The 16,892-nt window shown below is 40.8% G+C and carries 20 protein-coding genes; 13 read left to right on the forward strand and 7 right to left on the reverse strand.

Annotated elements, in window-relative coordinates:
- Positions 1-10: 10 nt before the first annotated feature.
- Positions 11-382, reverse strand: coding sequence for a flagellar basal body-associated protein FliL (locus tag NH153_RS09220; protein ID WP_370626054.1), 372 nt, complete (start codon positions 380-382; stop codon positions 11-13).
- A gap of 201 nt (positions 383-583) precedes the next feature.
- On the opposite strand from NH153_RS09220, the gene NH153_RS09225 reads away from it, so the two are divergent.
- Together NH153_RS09225 and ubiA are read left to right on the forward strand one after the other, a co-directional pair.
- On the forward strand, positions 584-1,129 hold the full coding sequence (locus NH153_RS09225; RefSeq protein WP_063703086.1) for a chorismate--pyruvate lyase family protein: 546 nt from the start codon (positions 584-586) through the stop codon (positions 1,127-1,129).
- Positions 1,126-2,004, forward strand: a complete 879-nt coding sequence (gene ubiA, locus NH153_RS09230) for a 4-hydroxybenzoate octaprenyltransferase (protein ID WP_063703088.1) — start codon at positions 1,126-1,128, stop codon at positions 2,002-2,004. Before NH153_RS09225 ends, ubiA begins: the two co-directional genes overlap by 4 nt.
- Here ubiA and NH153_RS09235 read toward each other — a convergent pair whose 3' ends face one another.
- The 4 genes from NH153_RS09235 to NH153_RS09250 all read right to left on the reverse strand — a co-directional run bounded on the left by NH153_RS09235 (position 2,005) and on the right by NH153_RS09250 (position 5,762).
- Positions 2,005-2,625 (reverse strand): 2OG-Fe(II) oxygenase, encoded by a 621-nt coding sequence (locus NH153_RS09235; protein WP_063703090.1) that lies wholly within the window; start codon positions 2,623-2,625, stop codon positions 2,005-2,007.
- Positions 2,626-2,766: 141 nt separating this feature from the next.
- Positions 2,767-3,654: a LysR family transcriptional regulator gene (locus NH153_RS09240; protein WP_063703094.1), complete on the reverse strand. Its 888-nt coding sequence runs from the start codon at positions 3,652-3,654 to the stop codon at positions 2,767-2,769.
- A 122-nt stretch (positions 3,655-3,776) separates the two neighbouring features.
- A complete protein-coding gene (locus NH153_RS09245) occupies positions 3,777-5,303 on the reverse strand; it encodes a response regulator (protein WP_063703096.1) in 1,527 nt (508 codons plus the stop codon).
- Positions 5,304-5,354: 51 nt separating this feature from the next.
- On the reverse strand, positions 5,355-5,762 hold the full coding sequence (locus tag NH153_RS09250; RefSeq protein WP_054560956.1) for a DUF2721 domain-containing protein: 408 nt from the start codon (positions 5,760-5,762) through the stop codon (positions 5,355-5,357).
- An 86-nt stretch (positions 5,763-5,848) separates the two neighbouring features.
- Here NH153_RS09250 and NH153_RS09255 point away from each other — a divergent pair, with 86 nt between their 5' ends.
- The 3 genes from NH153_RS09255 (at position 5,849) to tsaD (ending at position 7,864) form a co-directional block, all read left to right on the forward strand.
- Entirely contained in the window at positions 5,849-6,214 is a 366-nt protein-coding gene (locus NH153_RS09255; RefSeq protein ID WP_054560955.1) for a putative signal transducing protein, read from the forward strand.
- Complete coding sequence (locus tag NH153_RS09260; protein ID WP_063703099.1) at positions 6,198-6,788, forward strand: YjaG family protein; 591 nt, start codon at positions 6,198-6,200, stop codon at positions 6,786-6,788. Before NH153_RS09255 ends, NH153_RS09260 begins: the two co-directional genes overlap by 17 nt.
- 62 nt (positions 6,789-6,850) lie before the next feature.
- Positions 6,851-7,864 carry a tRNA (adenosine(37)-N6)-threonylcarbamoyltransferase complex transferase subunit TsaD gene (tsaD, locus tag NH153_RS09265; protein WP_063703101.1) on the forward strand — a complete coding sequence of 338 codons (1,014 nt, stop codon included), beginning with the start codon at positions 6,851-6,853 and terminating at the stop codon, positions 7,862-7,864.
- Between the two features lie 7 nt (positions 7,865-7,871).
- Here tsaD and plsY read toward each other — a convergent pair whose 3' ends face one another.
- Positions 7,872-8,474 (reverse strand): glycerol-3-phosphate 1-O-acyltransferase PlsY, encoded by a 603-nt coding sequence (gene plsY / locus NH153_RS09270; protein ID WP_063703103.1) that lies wholly within the window; start codon positions 8,472-8,474, stop codon positions 7,872-7,874.
- A gap of 228 nt (positions 8,475-8,702) precedes the next feature.
- On the opposite strand from plsY, the gene folB reads away from it, so the two are divergent.
- The 8 genes from folB to trmB all read left to right on the forward strand — a co-directional run bounded on the left by folB (position 8,703) and on the right by trmB (position 14,858).
- Positions 8,703-9,059 (forward strand): dihydroneopterin aldolase, encoded by a 357-nt coding sequence (gene folB / locus NH153_RS09275; protein WP_063703105.1) that lies wholly within the window; start codon positions 8,703-8,705, stop codon positions 9,057-9,059.
- Between the two features lies 1 nt (position 9,060).
- The gene (gene folK, locus NH153_RS09280) at positions 9,061-9,549 is read left to right on the forward strand and encodes a 2-amino-4-hydroxy-6-hydroxymethyldihydropteridine diphosphokinase (protein ID WP_063703107.1); all 489 of its coding nucleotides are present in this window, start codon (positions 9,061-9,063) and stop codon (positions 9,547-9,549) included.
- A complete protein-coding gene (locus NH153_RS09285; protein ID WP_063703109.1) occupies positions 9,546-10,349 on the forward strand; it encodes an undecaprenyl-diphosphate phosphatase in 804 nt (267 codons plus the stop codon). The genes folK and NH153_RS09285 overlap by 4 nt, the downstream gene beginning before the upstream one ends.
- A 161-nt stretch (positions 10,350-10,510) precedes the next feature.
- Complete coding sequence (mpl, locus tag NH153_RS09290; RefSeq protein ID WP_063703111.1) at positions 10,511-11,854, forward strand: UDP-N-acetylmuramate:L-alanyl-gamma-D-glutamyl-meso-diaminopimelate ligase; 1,344 nt, start codon at positions 10,511-10,513, stop codon at positions 11,852-11,854.
- Between the two features lie 22 nt (positions 11,855-11,876).
- Positions 11,877-12,500, forward strand: coding sequence for a flavin prenyltransferase UbiX (locus NH153_RS09295; protein WP_063703113.1), 624 nt, complete (start codon positions 11,877-11,879; stop codon positions 12,498-12,500).
- Positions 12,497-13,426 (forward strand): ABC transporter ATP-binding protein, encoded by a 930-nt coding sequence (locus NH153_RS09300; RefSeq protein WP_063703115.1) that lies wholly within the window; start codon positions 12,497-12,499, stop codon positions 13,424-13,426. Before NH153_RS09295 ends, NH153_RS09300 begins: the two co-directional genes overlap by 4 nt.
- Positions 13,426-14,193 (forward strand): ABC transporter permease, encoded by a 768-nt coding sequence (locus NH153_RS09305; protein WP_063703120.1) that lies wholly within the window; start codon positions 13,426-13,428, stop codon positions 14,191-14,193. The genes NH153_RS09300 and NH153_RS09305 overlap by 1 nt, the downstream gene beginning before the upstream one ends.
- A complete protein-coding gene (gene trmB / locus NH153_RS09310; protein ID WP_063703125.1) occupies positions 14,193-14,858 on the forward strand; it encodes a tRNA (guanine(46)-N(7))-methyltransferase TrmB in 666 nt (221 codons plus the stop codon). Before NH153_RS09305 ends, trmB begins: the two co-directional genes overlap by 1 nt.
- On the opposite strand, the gene NH153_RS09315 is transcribed toward trmB, so the two are convergent.
- Entirely contained in the window at positions 14,855-16,705 is a 1,851-nt protein-coding gene (locus NH153_RS09315; protein WP_063703129.1) for a bifunctional diguanylate cyclase/phosphodiesterase, read from the reverse strand. The genes trmB and NH153_RS09315 overlap by 4 nt on opposite strands.
- Positions 16,706-16,892: the final 187 nt, after the last annotated feature.

Below are 16,892 nucleotides of genomic sequence, written 5' to 3' on the forward strand. Positions count from 1 at the left end.
CATTTTACAATTAATGATATAAATACTTAGTAAATAACACCTCTCTGACAATCTCTTGTCCTGTTTCTTGTTTTAGTAGTGCTTTTAACTTTTCGGTGCAGCGTTTTCTGATTTCTTCGCGGCCGGTCAGTGATTTAATGTTTTCTTCAGGCTCTTTTGAGAGTATTTCAACAATCGCATCACGCAATAGTGGAGTGTGGTGTTCTACCACAGCAATATCAGCCATATCATTGAGCATGAGATCCACCGTAATACGAACATAGCCAAGCTTTTTATTACCTTGACCTATATAGTTAGTGATGATGTCAGGCTCAAAACCAAAGTAGCCAACATTTGATTCAGCGCGTACAGACCAACTTGTTGTAGCGCCAACAAGCAGCATGCTTATCAAGTAAATTGATAACAATGATTTTTTCATAGTTAAGAATATTCCACCCTTTCAATGATTTTTAGTCTATACCCAAATTCACTTAAGATACAGGCTGTTCTGCGTTTTTTAACCCTGCTTGAGATTAAATCATGACTTTTTCGAAACGTGCAGCAGTGATATCATTTGCACGGTTTTTAAAAATAATGAGTCGTTGTGATCACATTCCCAGTTTCATTAGCTGCAAATTGGCAGCCTGCTTCAGCATTTCCTGCTTTAACGCAGCAACAACAAGGTTGGCTGCTTGAAGCCGGGTCATTAACGGCCAAGCTTAAAAGTCACTGTCAGGCTTTTTCAGTTGAAGTTTTAAACGAAGCCCCTTTTGACTTAACCGAAGAACAACAGGCATTACTCAATACATCGCTAAGTCAGGCTTTAAACCGCGAAGTGTTACTTCTATGTGACGGCAAACCAATGGTTTATGCACAAAGTTGGTTGCCGGCAGATGATACATTAAAAAAGCAGCAGTTACTAAATATGGGAACAAGGCCGCTGGGTGATGTTATTTTTCAAGACCCAAACTTATCTCGCACAGAAATCGAGGTTGCTGAGTTTTCGCAGCAACACGCCATTCAGGCATTAACAGCTGAGCTAGGCTTACCATCTAATTCATTGTGGGGAAGACGCAGTGTATTTAGTTTATCTAATGCGCATTTTTTAGTAGCAGAAGTTTTCTTACCCGGAGCTTATATATACCTATGAAGCTAGCTGTATTACAGGTCGCACATATTCCTTACTATAAGCAATTAATGCGTACCGATAAGCCAATTGGCACTTTATTGTTATTGTGGCCTACTTACTGGGCACTATGGCTGGCTGAGCTTGGTACCCCTAGCTTATTAAACTTTGTGGTATTTAGTTTGGGCGTCTTTGTGATGCGTAGTGCTGGTTGTGTAATTAATGACTTTGCCGATCGTAAAATAGATGGCTCAGTTAAACGTACAGCCCAGCGACCGCTAGCCGCAGGGTTAGTTTCAAGTGGTGAAGCTCTAAGCTTATTTGTACTGCTTATTGTGGTGGCGTTTGGTTTAGTGTTAACGCTCGGGTGGTCAACGATATTACTGTCGTTTGGTGCTTTAGCACTGGCGTTTTGTTATCCATTTATGAAGCGTTATACCCAATTACCGCAAGTTGTGCTGGGTGCTGCATTTAGTTGGGCTATTCCGATGGCCTATATGGCATCAATTGGTTCTGTACCATTAGAAGCCTGGCTACTATTTACCGCGAATCTTGTTTGGACTGTGGCTTATGACACCATGTATGCCATGGTTGATAGAGATGACGATTTAAAAATAGGGGTTAAGTCAACGGCAATCTTGTTTGCAAGCTATGACAGACACATCATCTTTTTACTCAATGCTTTATTTATCGCAATTCTTGCTTACATTGGCATGAGTCATCAACTTGCCTTGCCTTATTGGCTGGGGTTAGTGGCAGCGGTTGGGTTTTTACTTTATCAACAAATGCTTATTCATAAACGAGAACGAGATCCTTGCTTCAAAGCATTTTTGAATAATCACTATGTGGGGTTAGTGATTTTTATTGGTTTAGCAGCATCCTTGCCACTGCCATTTTAATTATCTAGGTGGGTCGATAATACCGCTGATCGACGCATTTTTTCTGAACCAGCCCGCAATAGAGTAGCGAACATCATTTGCGGGTAATACTTCATGCATAAATCGTTCGCTTTCAAACATAACCAGCATGCCGGCTTGAGGTTTTACGACAATCTCAATATCTTTACTTTTCGGCTTGTAAATCACCAACTCACCGCCAGATTCTGGCGTATTTAAGTAACAAACCGTTGTGAAAATGCGATTCGAACGACCTTTGAAGGCATCATAGTGCTTTTTATAAAAGTCACCTTGTTGATACTTTGCATAATGGCATTCATAGTCAAACAACCCTAAATAAAAACTACGGTTTAACTGTGTTTTTATCGCTTCCATGGTCGCAAGATATGTAATTTGTGCTTGGCTTGAACTATCAAACCAGTAGGTTTTATCTTTACGAACGGTTTTATCTATTTGTTGGTCGTTCAAACGGCCAATGCCAGCAGTATGGAAATGTGGGTTAATACGATAACAATCAGCCATTAAATCAGCGATTAAGCTTTCATCAATCGCGTTTTCAACAACGGCATAGCCAGCACGTTCGATGGCATCTAAATAAGTGTCGGAAATAAGCTGCGCGGTCATTCATGTGCACAATCAAAAAAAGGTGCGTAAGTGTATATGAAAAATTGTGCAATGCACGCTTTTTATGCAGTAGATAGTGTGAAAAATAAAGGCGGATTAGCTAGCCTGATTTATTTCAGGCTAGCGGTAATTAAACGGCGCTTAGCCTTGGCTTGCTAATGCTGTTTTTTCAATGAGATCAAGTAAATGACTAACGTGAGAGTTCTCATTGATTTGTTGGTTTGTTTGGATCACAAGCTGCTCGTGTGCGATGCCTTTATTGGTTTTCAATAATAGTAATTCTGGGTCTGAAGAGACAATATTTGTGTGTTCAATACTGGCAATGGCGATGTGATTCGACTTTTTAAGGCCATCCATTACTTGTTCAATGCTACCTACTTTGATACTTGATGTTTTATCAAAAGATTCGATTGCATCGTTTAGCATAGACTGCACTTGTTTTGACTGTGAAAAGCAGCTGTACATTGGGTAGTCTGCAAAATCGCGTTTGCTAATGTCGCTCTTATTTGCAAGCGGGTGGTTTTTAGCCACGAAAATGATCAGTTGATCAGGTAAATGAATATCACTGCCAATACTGTTCATCGCTTGAGAACATACACTGATATCAATTTCACCTAATTGTAGTTTACGTACAAGCTCACTTTGCTCTTGTAACTGCATCTCAATTTTAACGTGTGGATACTGCGCTAAAAACTGACCGCAAGATACTGGTACTACCGTGCTTGCTTTGTTGGTATAGCCAATAACTAGCTTCTCGTTAGCACAGCCATTTAATGACTCGAATAAACGTTTTTTAGTTTCTTCAAGGTTGTCGAGGGTTTGTTTAGCGTACTCTAGGAAAAGTTCACCTTCTTTGGTTAACTTTACAGAGCGAGTAGAGCGGGTAACGAGTTCATAGCCAATTTCATCTTCAAGCGTTTGGATGCTGCGAGTTAACGCTGAAGTGCTAATTTGGGTTTTTTCTGCAGCTTGGCGGAAATGCCTCAGCACGCCTAGTGCTACAAATTGTTCAAGTTGTTCAAATCTCACTTTAATAGTCCCTTGTTATAAGTAAGCCCTTTACGTCCAGGCGGTATTATTATACTTCACGGTGGGCATAGTAAATTATTGTACCCTTTTTGGGAAGTGTTTGTTTTACAGAAAAGTTACAATTAATCAGGGTAACGGTCTTTAATCTCTAAGAAAAGTGGTAAATTTTCAAGTAGTAAGTCGACTAGAATTGGATCAAAATGTTTCGCGCGCTGGTCTTTTATTAATAATAGTGCCTCATCTAATGGCCACGCTTTCTTATAACAACGGTCGCTACAAAGCGCATCAAACACATCAGCAAGGGCGGTAATGCGGCCAACAATATTAATATCGTCACCAATTAAACCTTGTGGATAGCCTGAACCGTCCCACTTTTCATGGTGTTGATAAGAAATTAAAGCGCCGCATGTCAATATCTCGTTACTTGAATTTTTTAATATTTCGTAACCAATTTCGGCATGGGTTTTCATTATTTCCCATTCATCATCAGTCAGTTTGCCCGGTTTATTCAATATGCTGTCGGGAATGCTAATCTTACCAATGTCATGCAGTGGTGAAGCAAGCTTAATGATTTCACATTGAAATGGGTTAAGCTCTGAAAGCTGTGCCAGTAACTCGCTGTATAATGCAACACGCTTAACATGAGAGCCTGTTTCTTTAGAGCGCTTTTCAACCGCCTCACCAAGAATATAAGACAACTCTTTTTGCGACTCTTTCACCATTTCTCTGAGCTTTAAGTTGTCGTAGGCGAGTGCAATATTGTTGGCATAAAACTCTAACAGCTGATGCTCTGTTGGCTGTAACTTACTGCCTTTGTGAACATAGAGCATGGTTTCAAGACCCGCTTTGGTAGGGAAGTAACCAATATAATCATTACTTGTTTTCAGTGATGATTTTCGCTCGTGGGCATCTATAAATAAGTTTTTTACTTCGTCAGGAATGGTGTTTTGCTTTGGTGTAGGACCCACGCCAGAGGCGGCAAGCAATTGAAAATCTTTTGCTGGTGACGATTGTAGATTAACGGCCGCAGCACAATAAATTTGCGTGTCATTAATCCCCATCACATTAGTCACATGACTTAAAATTGTTGAAGCAAATTCATGAACACTGTCACATTTTAAAAAGTTAGCAGATGCATTAATGATCTGTTCAAGGCCATGTTTGTGGCGGTCAATAATTTGAATATCGCGGTGTGCTCTTAACGCCGAGTAGAGCAGGGTTTTAATTTTAATCGCGGTGAGCTCAGTTTTGTTTTTATAATCATTGATGTCGTAATCGCGGATAATCGCTTCTTCAGGGGCTTCACCTGGCTGACCTGTGCGTAGTATTAAGCGAATATCGTGGTTTTCTATTTCATCGCGAATGTATTGAATAAGCTCTAGACCAGCATGGTTGGTTTCCATGACTACATCAACAAGAGCGACAGAAAATGGAATGTCTTTTTTTAGAAACTCTTTTGCTTCGGCAGCAGAATAGGCGTCATAAAAGCGCAGACTTTTATTTTCAAAAGTAAACCCAGCTAATACTAGTTTCGTAACTTGGTGAATATCTTCTTCATCATCAACAACAAGAATATGCCAGTATTCAGGTTCTTCAGTTTGTACATTATTTTCTTCTAACTGTTCTTCAGAAAATAAGAAATCATCCACAAAAACACCACTTATTGTTGTATCTCATACAATAAGTATAGAGGCAGAAATTTACTCTGCCTTATCTGAAACTGGTTTTTTTTCGATATTCTTCAATTCGATTTCAATAGCATCACATGAAATGTGAATCTCATACAAAGAGGTGAGAAGCGACAAGGCTAAGCACGCGAGGCTGATACCAAATAAAATGATACCTGTGGTATTAAATTCGATGAATAATGCAAACATTGATAAGGTACACATTAAAAAAGAGGCAACACCATAAACCTGCATTACGCGAATTAATTTAATGCGTTTTCTTAAATTGGTAATTTGCGCAACAACCAATGGGCGGATACTTTCTCCTTCACGTGCATTGAGTTCTCGAATAAGCTGAGCAAGCACTAAAAAGCGATTAGTGTAAGCAAGTAACAGTAAAGAGATCGCAGGGAATAACAATCCCGGTGTTGTTAAAGTCATGTGGCTACCTTGAAATAAGCATTGCAGCGAAGTTAGTTGCTATCGTAGTTTAGGATTTAAAGATAGAAAAGTAAAAGGGAAGTGATTTGCAAAACAATAATTTAAATCAACCAGCCAAGCAGGACCCATTCGCTTGGGTGAAAGTGTTTCAGGCTGAAAACGGCTTAGAAGCAAACATTATTAAAGGGCTTTTAAAAAGCAAGGGAATTGAATCGCAACTACAAGGAGAGCTTTTGCAAGGGGCGCTTGGGGAAATCCCATTTGAACAAACAGGGGTTGATATACTTGTTTACGCATTAAAAGAGCGCCAGGCGCAAGAAATATTGCTAAACTACCGGCAATTAAAACAATCGGCTCCTGACTGGGTATGCCCAAAATGTCATGAGCTTAACGGAGCAACATTTGAAATATGTTGGTCTTGTGGGACTGTAAAGAATGACGAAAGCGAATAATTTTCAACGTATTAGAGAATTAAACTATTTGCAAAAAGCGGTGTTAGGCGGGGCATTACTTGAACGTATGCTGCCTAACTATAGCTTGTTTAGTGAAGCAACTGGGTTTGGTGATGCCGCGGTATTTCGTAGTGCACTAAATGTGTGCTGGGAAAAAATCTTACTGCCAAAAAGTAAGATTAGCCTTGAAAAGCAGATTGAGAAAATTGAACCAAATGTACCGGAGCTGAGCGACTTTGATATGTTTGGGACTTATCCAGCAATCGATACAGCAACCGCTTTATTAGGTATGTTGCATGGGTTGATTGCAAAAGATGAACAAGAGTTCTTGAGCATCAGTAAAATTTCACAGGCCTCGGTGGCACGCTTCATAGAGTACCAACTAACGGTTGATGGTGAAGTAGCAGATAACAAAGCCGTACGTGAACACCCTTTAATGCAATACGAAATTGATGTACTTGCTGAGCTTATTGATTTTGTAGAGCAAATGGGCCGAATTACCTCAGAGAACGTAAAAGAGCTTAAGCAGCTGGCGGTATCTGACGGTCAAACCAACATTGGTATTGCAATTTAATATTTAGTAATGCGTGTTTTCGCTGTAAAATGCGCGTTTGTTTTTTCTTGGCGGAGTAATTGATGCGAATTTTAGGTATTGAATCATCATGTGATGAAACAGGTATTGCCATTTATGATGATGAACAAGGCTTATTAGCACATCAACTGTATAGCCAAGTAAAAGTACATGCTGATTACGGCGGTGTGGTACCTGAACTTGCTTCACGGGATCACGTGCGTAAAACCTTACCTTTAATTGATGCCGCCTTTGCACAAGCGGGCTGTGGCCCAGAAGACTTAGATGGTATTGCTTACACCGCAGGCCCTGGACTTGTTGGGGCGCTCCTTGTGGGTACTTCTATTGGTCGCTCATTGGCCTATGGTTGGAATATTCCAGCCGTTGCTGTACATCATATGGAAGGTCACCTACTTGCGCCAATGCTTGAAGAGGACAAACCTGAGTTTCCGTTTATCGCACTATTAGTGTCAGGCGGTCATACTATGATGGTTAAAGTATCTGGCATTGGTGAATACGAAGTATTAGGTGAGTCAGTTGATGACGCCGCAGGTGAAGCATTCGATAAAACCGCGAAGTTATTAGGTCTTGATTACCCTGGCGGCCCACGTTTAGCAAAACTTGCAGAGCAAGGGTCGCCTGAGCGTTTTGTTTTCCCGCGCCCGATGACTGATAAACCAGGCTTAGATTTTAGCTTTAGTGGTTTAAAAACAGCGGCATCCCTTGCGATTCGTGATAGCGATGATGATGAACAAACTAAAGCTGATATTGCTCATGCATTCCAAACAGCAGTTATTGATACCTTAATCATTAAATGCAAACGTGCATTAAAACAAACCGGTATCAAACGTTTAGTGATTGCTGGTGGTGTGAGTGCTAACGTGCAACTGCGTGCGCAACTTGAACGAGTAATGCAAGGCATGAAAGGGCGCGTGTATTACCCGCGCACTGAGTTTTGTACAGATAACGGTGCAATGATTGCTTACGCTGGTATGCAGCGTTTGAAAGCCGGTCAATTTGCAAGCCTCGATATGAAAACTAAGCCGCGCTGGCCTATTGATTCACTCGAAGCCTTATAACTGCTCGCTATTCTTGTTCAGGGGCTTTTTTCTTAGCCCCTACTTTAGGTTCTTCCCCTGCCATCAAGCGAGTAATATTTGCTCTGTGACGGAAAATTATCAGTATGGTTAAAAAGGTAACAGGCAAGGTATACAAAGGTTTTATCCACCACGTATAAAGAGGTGCTAATGAAACCGTAACCAGAGCCGCAAGTGATGAATAACGCGTGATAGCAACAATTAAGATCCACGTTGCAATCAACATCCCACCTAGCGATAAACCAATCGGTAATAACGTGCCAAAAGCGGTCGCGACGGCTTTACCACCTTTAAAACTAAAAAACAGTGGATACATATGGCCTAAACAGGCAGCCACACCAATTAAACCTAACATTAGAGGGTCTATTTTTAAAAAGTAGGCACCCCAAACAGGAATGGTTCCTTTTAAAATATCAAAGACAAGAACTAAAACAGCGGGGACTTTACCACCAAGGCGATAAACATTTGTAGCACCCGGGTTATTCGATCCATGACTGCGTGGGTCTGGTAGTTTAAACAGCCGTGATACAAGGATAGCGGAAGAGACCGATCCCAGTATGTAAGCTAAAACTAACATTAAAACTTCTAACACGCGCTTCCTTATTTTTTAATCTGCACTTTTGGGCTATCATTGGCGGCAAAACCATCTGCCGCTCTCATCGAGTAGTATGTAAGCACCATATTGCAATGCATCTATCCGTTATTGTAGGGGTAATTTTTATATATTAAAACACTATGACAGCTTATACAGCGCATTATTGAAATCAATAAGCGTTTAGGATGAGTATTGTTTTTAATATTTATGTCACTTGGAGTATCAATGGACAAGGTATATATATCACAACTGCACGTAGACACCATCATTGGCGTGTATGATTTTGAAAAAGAAAGTAAACAAAGCCTGTATTTTGATATTGAAATGTTATGTGATATTTCAGCCGCAGCGGCAACGGATGATATTAATTTAGCCCTTGATTATGCCAAGGTGAGTGAGCGAGTGATTGAGCACACAACAGCAAAACCTGTTGAGCTGCTTGAGACTTTAGTTGAGCAATTAGCTGCATTGATCCTGGCTGAGTTTACGACCAACCAAGTGACTATTCGTGTTAGTAAACCAGCCGCAGTGCCACAAGCGCAAACTGTGGGAGTTGAGATCACCCGTCGTAAGGCAAACTAACATGGCGCAAATATTTATTAGCCTAGGCTCTAATGTCAACAAAGAGCATTATCTTCGACAAGCGCTTATTGCCTTAAAGCCTTATTTTCCTGACTTTATACACTCGTCTGTTTATGAAAGTGAAGCGGTGGGGTTTGCAGGTAACAATTTTTATAATTCAGTGGTTGCAGCAAAAACCGATATGCCATTAGCTGAACTCTGTAAACTACTGAAAAAAATTGAACTTGAGAATGGCCGTACCCGCGAGGATAAAAAGTTTAGCCCGCGCACATTAGACCTTGATTTATTGTTTTATGATGACATTATCTGTGATTCGCCTGCGCAGTTACCGCGGGATGAAATAACCAAAAATGCGTTTGTATTACAGCCTCTTGCTGAAATAGCTCCCGACTTTTTTCACCCTGTAGCTAAGCTAACTTTGGCTGAGTTATGGAATAATTATAACAACCCACAACAAAAACTATGGAAGGTGGAGTTTTCTAACCCATGAGTATTATAGAGATAATTGTTTTAGCCTTAATTCAAGGATTGACTGAGTTTTTACCTATTTCGAGCTCAGCTCATTTAATTTTACCCTCACAAGTTTTAGGTTGGCATGACCAAGGCTTAGCATTTGATGTTGCGGTACACGTAGGTACGTTAGGTGCGGTGGTACTGTATTTTCGTAAAGAAGTGGTGGATATTCTCGGCGCTTGGTTTAAATCATTTGGCTCACAAGGAGCAACCGATGATAGTCGTTTAGGCTGGTGGATTATTGTAGCGACTATACCTGCATTATTAATTGGTTACCTATTCAAAGATTTTGTTGAAAGCTACTCGCGTAATGCATGGGTTATAGCCACCTCAACCATCGTATTTGGTTTGTTACTTTGGTATGCCGACGTAAAAGCAAAGCAAGTTAAGAATATTTACCAAATAAACTTTTTTAGCGCGTTATTGTTAGGGTTTTCGCAAGTTCTCGCTATGGTTTTCCCTGGAACATCGCGTTCAGGTATTACCATTACTGTGGGTTTAATGCTGGGCTTAAACAAGCAAAGCGCTGCACGTTTTTCATTTTTAATGTCAATCCCTGTGATTGCCGCAGCAGGTTCATATTATGTGTATCAGCTTGCAACAGCGGGCGAGGCAATTGATTGGCATGCTATTTTACTAGGCGCAGGTTTATCATTTGTGTCGGCTTATGCATGTATTTTCTTTTTCTTAAAAGTGATTGAGCGCATGGGCATGATGCCATTTGTTATCTACCGCTTACTATTAGGTGTAGGTTTGTTTGCGTTCTTAATGCTGTAAAATAAGTATTCACCTTAATTCGAAAAACACCTCAGATTGAGGTGTTTTTTTATGTTGGCTATTTGGCAAAAGTCTATTGCCGTGTAGTAATGGTAAGTAAAGCTTATATTTGGCATTATAACGCCTTACTTATCTCTTATTCATTTTGCTCAGGACAGTAGATGCATATTCATATTCTTGGAATTTGTGGCACCTTTATGGGGGGAATTGCCGCAATCGCTAAATCGTTAGGTCACACCGTGACAGGCTCTGATCAAAATGTGTACCCGCCGATGAGCACGCAATTAGAAGAGCTAGGTATTACACTCACCCAAGGTTATGACGTTGCCCAACTAGAACCCGCGCCAGATATGGTCGTCATTGGTAATGCTATGAGTCGAGGCAACCCTTGCGTTGAATACGTACTAGATAAAGGCTTGCCTTATACTTCAGGCCCAGAATGGTTAAAGCATAATTTATTGCAAAACTCGTGGGTTTTAGCTGTTGCAGGTACCCATGGTAAAACGACTACAGCCAGTATGCTGGCATGGTTACTAGAATACGCAGGAATGAAACCGGGCTTTTTGATTGGCGGTATCGTACAAAACTTTGGGGTGTCAGCCCGTGTTGGCGAAACGCCATTTTTTGTTATTGAAGCGGACGAATACGACACGGCGTTTTTCGATAAACGCAGTAAATTTGTTCATTATTTACCGCGCACCTTAATTCTAAATAATCTTGAATTTGATCATGCTGATATTTTTGAAGATTTAAACGCAATAAAGAAACAATTTCACCACTTGATGCGTACATTACCCTGTAGTGGCAAAGTGATCTGGCCAAGCCAAGACGAAGCACTACAAGATGTGATTGAACGTGGCCTTTGGAGCGAGAGCGAAACACTCTCGGGTGATTGGGATTACCGTTTACTTAAAGCTGATGGTAGCGAGTTTGAAGTGCTATTAAATTCACAAGTGCAAGGTGTTGTCAGCTGGCAAGCCATGGGTGAGCACAATGTCAAAAATGCCATTATGGCCATTGCAGCAGCCAGACACGTCGGTATCGCGGTATCTGTCAGTATTGCAGGCTTAGCTGAGTTTATCTCTCCTAAGCGCCGTATGGAGCTTAAGGCCGACATTAACTCGATAAAAGTGTATGACGACTTTGCCCATCATCCAACGGCAATTAAAACAACCTTAGCAGGGCTACGTGCAAAAGTAGGCACTGATAAGATCATTGCTATTTTAGAGCCTCGTTCAAACACTATGAAAATGGGTGTGCATCAACAAACCCTAATTGATTCACTCGATGCAGCAGATGATGTGTATTTATTTGAGCCAGAAAATTTAAACTGGTCGCTTAAAGAATATGCAGACAAAGCCGGTATGCATTGCATGAAAAGCACTGAGGAAATCATTACTCAGGTTGTTGGCAACAGTGCGCCGTCACAACATATTTTAATTATGAGTAATGGTGGTTTTGAAGGTATTCATCAGCGTTTAATCTCTGCTCTTGAACAAAACTAACCAGTATACGGAGCTTAACTGTATGCAATTTAAAGATAAAATAACGTTAGCTTTTAGCGGTGCTTCAGGTGCTCCCTATGGCTTACGGTTACTAGAGGTATTACTTGAACAGCAGTTTCAGGTGTATGTACTGATCTCAAGTGCGGCAAGAGTGGTGCTTGATACTGAATCGAATATTAAACTTTCAGGCAACGAAGACAAAGCGACAGAGCAGCTTAGTACACTTTTTAACGCTGCCCCTGAGCAACTCAAAGTATTTGGTAAAGACAACTGGTTTAGTCCTGTTGCATCAGGCTCAGCTGCGCCGAAAAAAATGGTGGTTTGTCCGTGTAGTGCAGGTTCAGTGTCTGCAATTGCGGTCGGTGCGTCAGATAACTTACTTGAACGCGCTGCTGACGTGGTGATTAAAGAACGTGGGCAATTAATTTTAGTCCCGCGTGAAACGCCATTTAGCGAAATTCACCTTGAGAACATGCTGAAGCTAGCAAAGCTAGGCGTAACCATTATGCCTGCAGCTCCGGGGTTTTATCATCAACCAGAGCTGATTTCAGATCTGGTTGATTTTATGGTGGCGCGAATTTTAGATCATTTAAACATTGAACATACTTTGACGAAACGTTGGGGTTATGGAGAGGGCAAACAGTGAGCGAAAAAACGATCGCATTAAATATTGAAGGCCTAAAAAAGGTTTATAAAAATGGTGTTGAAGCCGTAAAAGGCATTGATTTACAAGTTCAGCAAGGCGATTTTTTTGCTTTACTTGGACCAAACGGTGCAGGTAAATCAACCACCATTGGTGTTATCTCATCGTTAGTGAACAAAAGTGCTGGTCGGGTTCAGGTGTTTGGTCACGACATTGATACAGACCTTGAAGCTGCTAAGTCTGAACTAGGCTTAGTGCCGCAAGAATTTAATTTTAGTCAATTTGAAACACTGAACCAAATTTTGGTTAACCAAGCGGGCTATTATGGTGTACCAAGAAAGCTGGCGCATGAGCGTGCTGAAAAGTATCTAAAGCAACTAGGTTTATTTGAGAAAAAAGATAAGCAAGCGCGTACGCTGTCAGGTGGTATGAAGCGCCGTTTAATGATTGCTCGTGCACTGATGCATGAACCTAAATTACTTATTTTAGATGAGCCAACAGCCGGTGTTGATATTGAGCTACGCCGCTCTATGTGGGATTTTCTTCGCGAGATTAATAAGCAAGGTGTGACCATCATCTTGACTACCCATTATCTAGAAGAAGCTGAGCTGTTATGTAAAAACATCGCTATTATCGACAGTGGTGTGATTGTTGAAAACACTACCATTAAAGCGCTACTTGCCAAGCTTGATAAAGAAACCTTTGTACTGGATTTAAAGCAACCTGTGCAGCCAATTAGCATCGACGGTTACAAATACACACTCACTGATGATCACACTTTAGAAGTTGAAGTGGCGAAGTCTCAGGGCTTAAACCAAGTATTTAGTGCGCTGACTGAACAAGGTAATACTGTGCTGAGTATGCGAAATAAAGCAAACCGATTAGAAGAGCTGTTTGTAGGCTTATTAGAACAAGGGCGAGGCGAATAATGTTTAGATATGGAGTAGCGCTAAAAAGTATTTGGATCAAAGAGTGTATTCGCTTTTTACGTATTTGGGTGCAAACCTTAGTTCCACCTGCAATCACGATGAGCCTGTATTTTGTGATTTTTGGTAATCTGATTGGTTCTCGTATCGGTGATATGGGTGGCTTTACTTATATGGAGTTTATTGTCCCGGGTCTGATTATGATGTCGGTGATCACCAACTCTTACTCGAATGTTGCTTCTAGTTTCTATTCGACTAAATTTCAAAAAAGCATTGAAGAGCTATTAGTTGCGCCAGTGCCCAATTACATCATTGTACTTGGCTACATGGGCGGTGGCATGACACGAGGCATGCTGGTTGGCTTAATTGTTACCTGTGTTTCTTTGTTATTTGTTGATATTCAAATTCATAATATTTTTGTGATTATGGCAACGGTTATTTTAACGTCGGCTGTGTTTGCGTTAGGCGGACTTATTAATGCAATTTATGCTAATAGCTTTGATGATATTAGTATTATCCCGACCTTTATTTTAACGCCGCTGACTTATCTCGGTGGGGTGTTTTACTCTATCACCTTGTTGCCAGAATTTTGGCAAGGCGTATCGCAAGTAAATCCAATTATTTATATGGTGAATGCATTTAGATATGGTTTCTTAGGTGTGTCTGATGTCGATTTATCGGTAGCATTTGGTGTACTTGGTTTATTTATTGTAGGTTTATTTACGTTAGCATTAACCCTTATTAAACGTGGTGTGGGGCTTAGACATTAATGACGGATGCAAATTCGAGAAGTATTGTATCGAATCAACCTGGCTTACATGAAAAGCTAGACGAAATTGTTTTAAAGCACTTAAGTGCTGAATTTAAAAAGCCGATTGCAGAGCATACGCAAGCGGCTTTTGATCAGGTTAACGAGAAGGTGCAGGCGTTTAAGGGGCCGCTCATTCTTGATTCGTGTTGTGGTGTGGGTGAAAGCACCGCTAACTTAGCAAAACGTCACCCCGATGCACTGGTGATTGGCATTGATAAATCATCACATCGTTTAGACAAGCATGATATCGAGTACAAGCAAACGGATGCAGGGCAGTACATTTTAGTACAAGCTGATTTAAACGACTTTTGGCGTTTAGCCGTGGCTGCAAACTGGCAACCTAGTCATCATTATTTGTTGTATCCAAATCCTTGGCCAAAAGCAAAGCACTTGCAAAGACGCTGGCACGGCGCTGCAATTTTTCCGTATATCGTTAAATTAGGCGGTCGCTTAGAGCTTAGAAGTAACTGGGATATATACGTTAAGGAATTTGCCCGCTCATTAGAGCTTGCAGGGCATAAGTGCGATGTTGAACTATACGAAAGCGATACTGCAATTACCCCATTCGAACGTAAATATTGGGCCAGTGGTCAACAAAGTCACCGCCTGGTGATCAACCTTTAATGAATATAGGGAGTCGGTGGTGCAAAGTGACTCCCTTGCATTAAAGTCACACCCGCGCGAGCTAGTGCGTCTGCGATTTGCTCGTTATCAACTTGCTCAGCAATCACTTCAAGTTTAAGTTGCTGAGCATATTTCACCAAGTTCTCAATAAACAGATAGTTATCGGCATTGATATGAATTTGGCTGACCAATCCTTTATCAAGCTTAAGACCATCAATTTCGAGCTTTCTGATATGGGGCAAGTTTGAAAAACCCGCGCCAAATTCATTAATAATAACCTGAGCGCCTTTATTTTTTAGGGTATTAATAAACGTTTTTACTTCACTAAAGTAAGCGATAGCATCACGCTCATAAAACTGAAAAATAATATTATGGGGCTGCGGGTAGCGCCTTAGTTGTAACTCTAAAAACTCGCTTAAACTAGGATCGAGAATATCTTGCGCAGTAATATTAATGCTCCAGCGCACATTGGTTTTTCTAAATTGCTCGATGCAACGGGTAAACATGGTACGTCTTAAAAGGCCATCCATCCGTGAGCGCTTTAGTACCATCATAAAGTAATCTGGTGCATGGATACGGCCCGTGGCACTGGCCATTCTGGCAAGGCATTGATAATGGTCAATCTGTTTGCTCTGGTTGTCATAGACAGCTTGAAAATAAGGAACAATGCGATTGTTATCGAAAGCTTCTTTTACTTCTTTGGCAAGGGTTACGTTACTTCTAAATCGCTCTTCAACTTGTTTAAAGACATTTTCATAACGCACAATACGCTGGTTATTTAGCTTTGCTTGTTGCAGCGCAACATGGGCATTTTCAATCAGCATTTGCTTATTACCGGTGGCAATACCTGCATACAAGCTCACGTAAATATAAGGCTCTTTTAGTGCTGGAATTGCATGGTTAAAGGCCGTTATTACATCATCGATATTGCGCTCATCACTATGCGTTCTTAATAGCGCAATTTTATTGGTTGCTAAACGATAAACAAACCCTTCGCCTGGCATTCGTGATTGAAAATAGCTAAGTAGGTTTTCCATTACTTTATCGCTCACTTGCGTGCCATAAAAACTGCTAATGTCTTCTAACTCATTAATGGCAATAACGGCCAGTTCCATGCGGTGTTTAGTGGTTTTTTTTATGTAGTATTCCAGCGCAACATGGTTCGCAAAGCCGGTACGGGCATCCGTAGAGAGCGAGCGTTTCAGTTGTAAAAAATACAGCCCTGCAATAAGTGCAGCGATAAAGAAAAAGAAGCAGCCGGTGATCATTGCGCGTGTAACACTATGCTGCAGCTGCTGATTCAAATCACTAATGGTTATGTCGGCACCAGTGATATAAGTGTGGCCATTATTATCGACAAAAGTCACAAAAATACTTTTAAAATAGCCCCATTGATCTTTTGAGATCTCAAAGACTGGTTCAGTCGAAAAAAAGGCTTCTTTATTAAGTTCAGTTGCTTCTGGGTAGGCATCTAGAAACTGGGTAACGCGGCCATTGTTTTGATCTTTTTGCGTGTAACTAGAGGCGCTAAAGTAGACTTTGCCGTCGCGCAGTACCATTGCGTACACATAGGCTAATTGCATTTGTTTTGCATACTCAGATAGAGCACGGCTTTTTTCTTTATAGGTTGCCGCAGAGACTGGTAACCCTGCATTCACTATATTGTGGTAGTCATCACCGAGGATATGTTTGACACTGACCGCAGCATTAAGCAATTTGCTATCGATATTTTCCATGATCTCACTGCGGGTGGTTTCATAGGTGTAATAGATATAGCCAAATAAGCTTATAAAAAATGCGGCGAAGCCATATAGCAGCCAGCTGGTTTTTTGCATTCCTTTGGGCATAGAGGTTCCCTTAGCAGTTATCATTTGATTATACTCAAAAAATGCGGGGCTGATAGTAGAAAATGCCCGCAAATTTCATTAACTGATCACTTTTTTGTCATCGAAATTAGGGCTTTTTTGCTTTATGCGAGACATTTTCGTGATATTCCAGTAAAGTTAGCCAATTTCGTAGAAACAGTGCTGCAAA

This window comes from Pseudoalteromonas gelatinilytica (genome assembly GCF_001641615.1).
In the GTDB taxonomy this organism is placed as follows: domain Bacteria; phylum Pseudomonadota; class Gammaproteobacteria; order Enterobacterales; family Alteromonadaceae; genus Pseudoalteromonas; species Pseudoalteromonas gelatinilytica.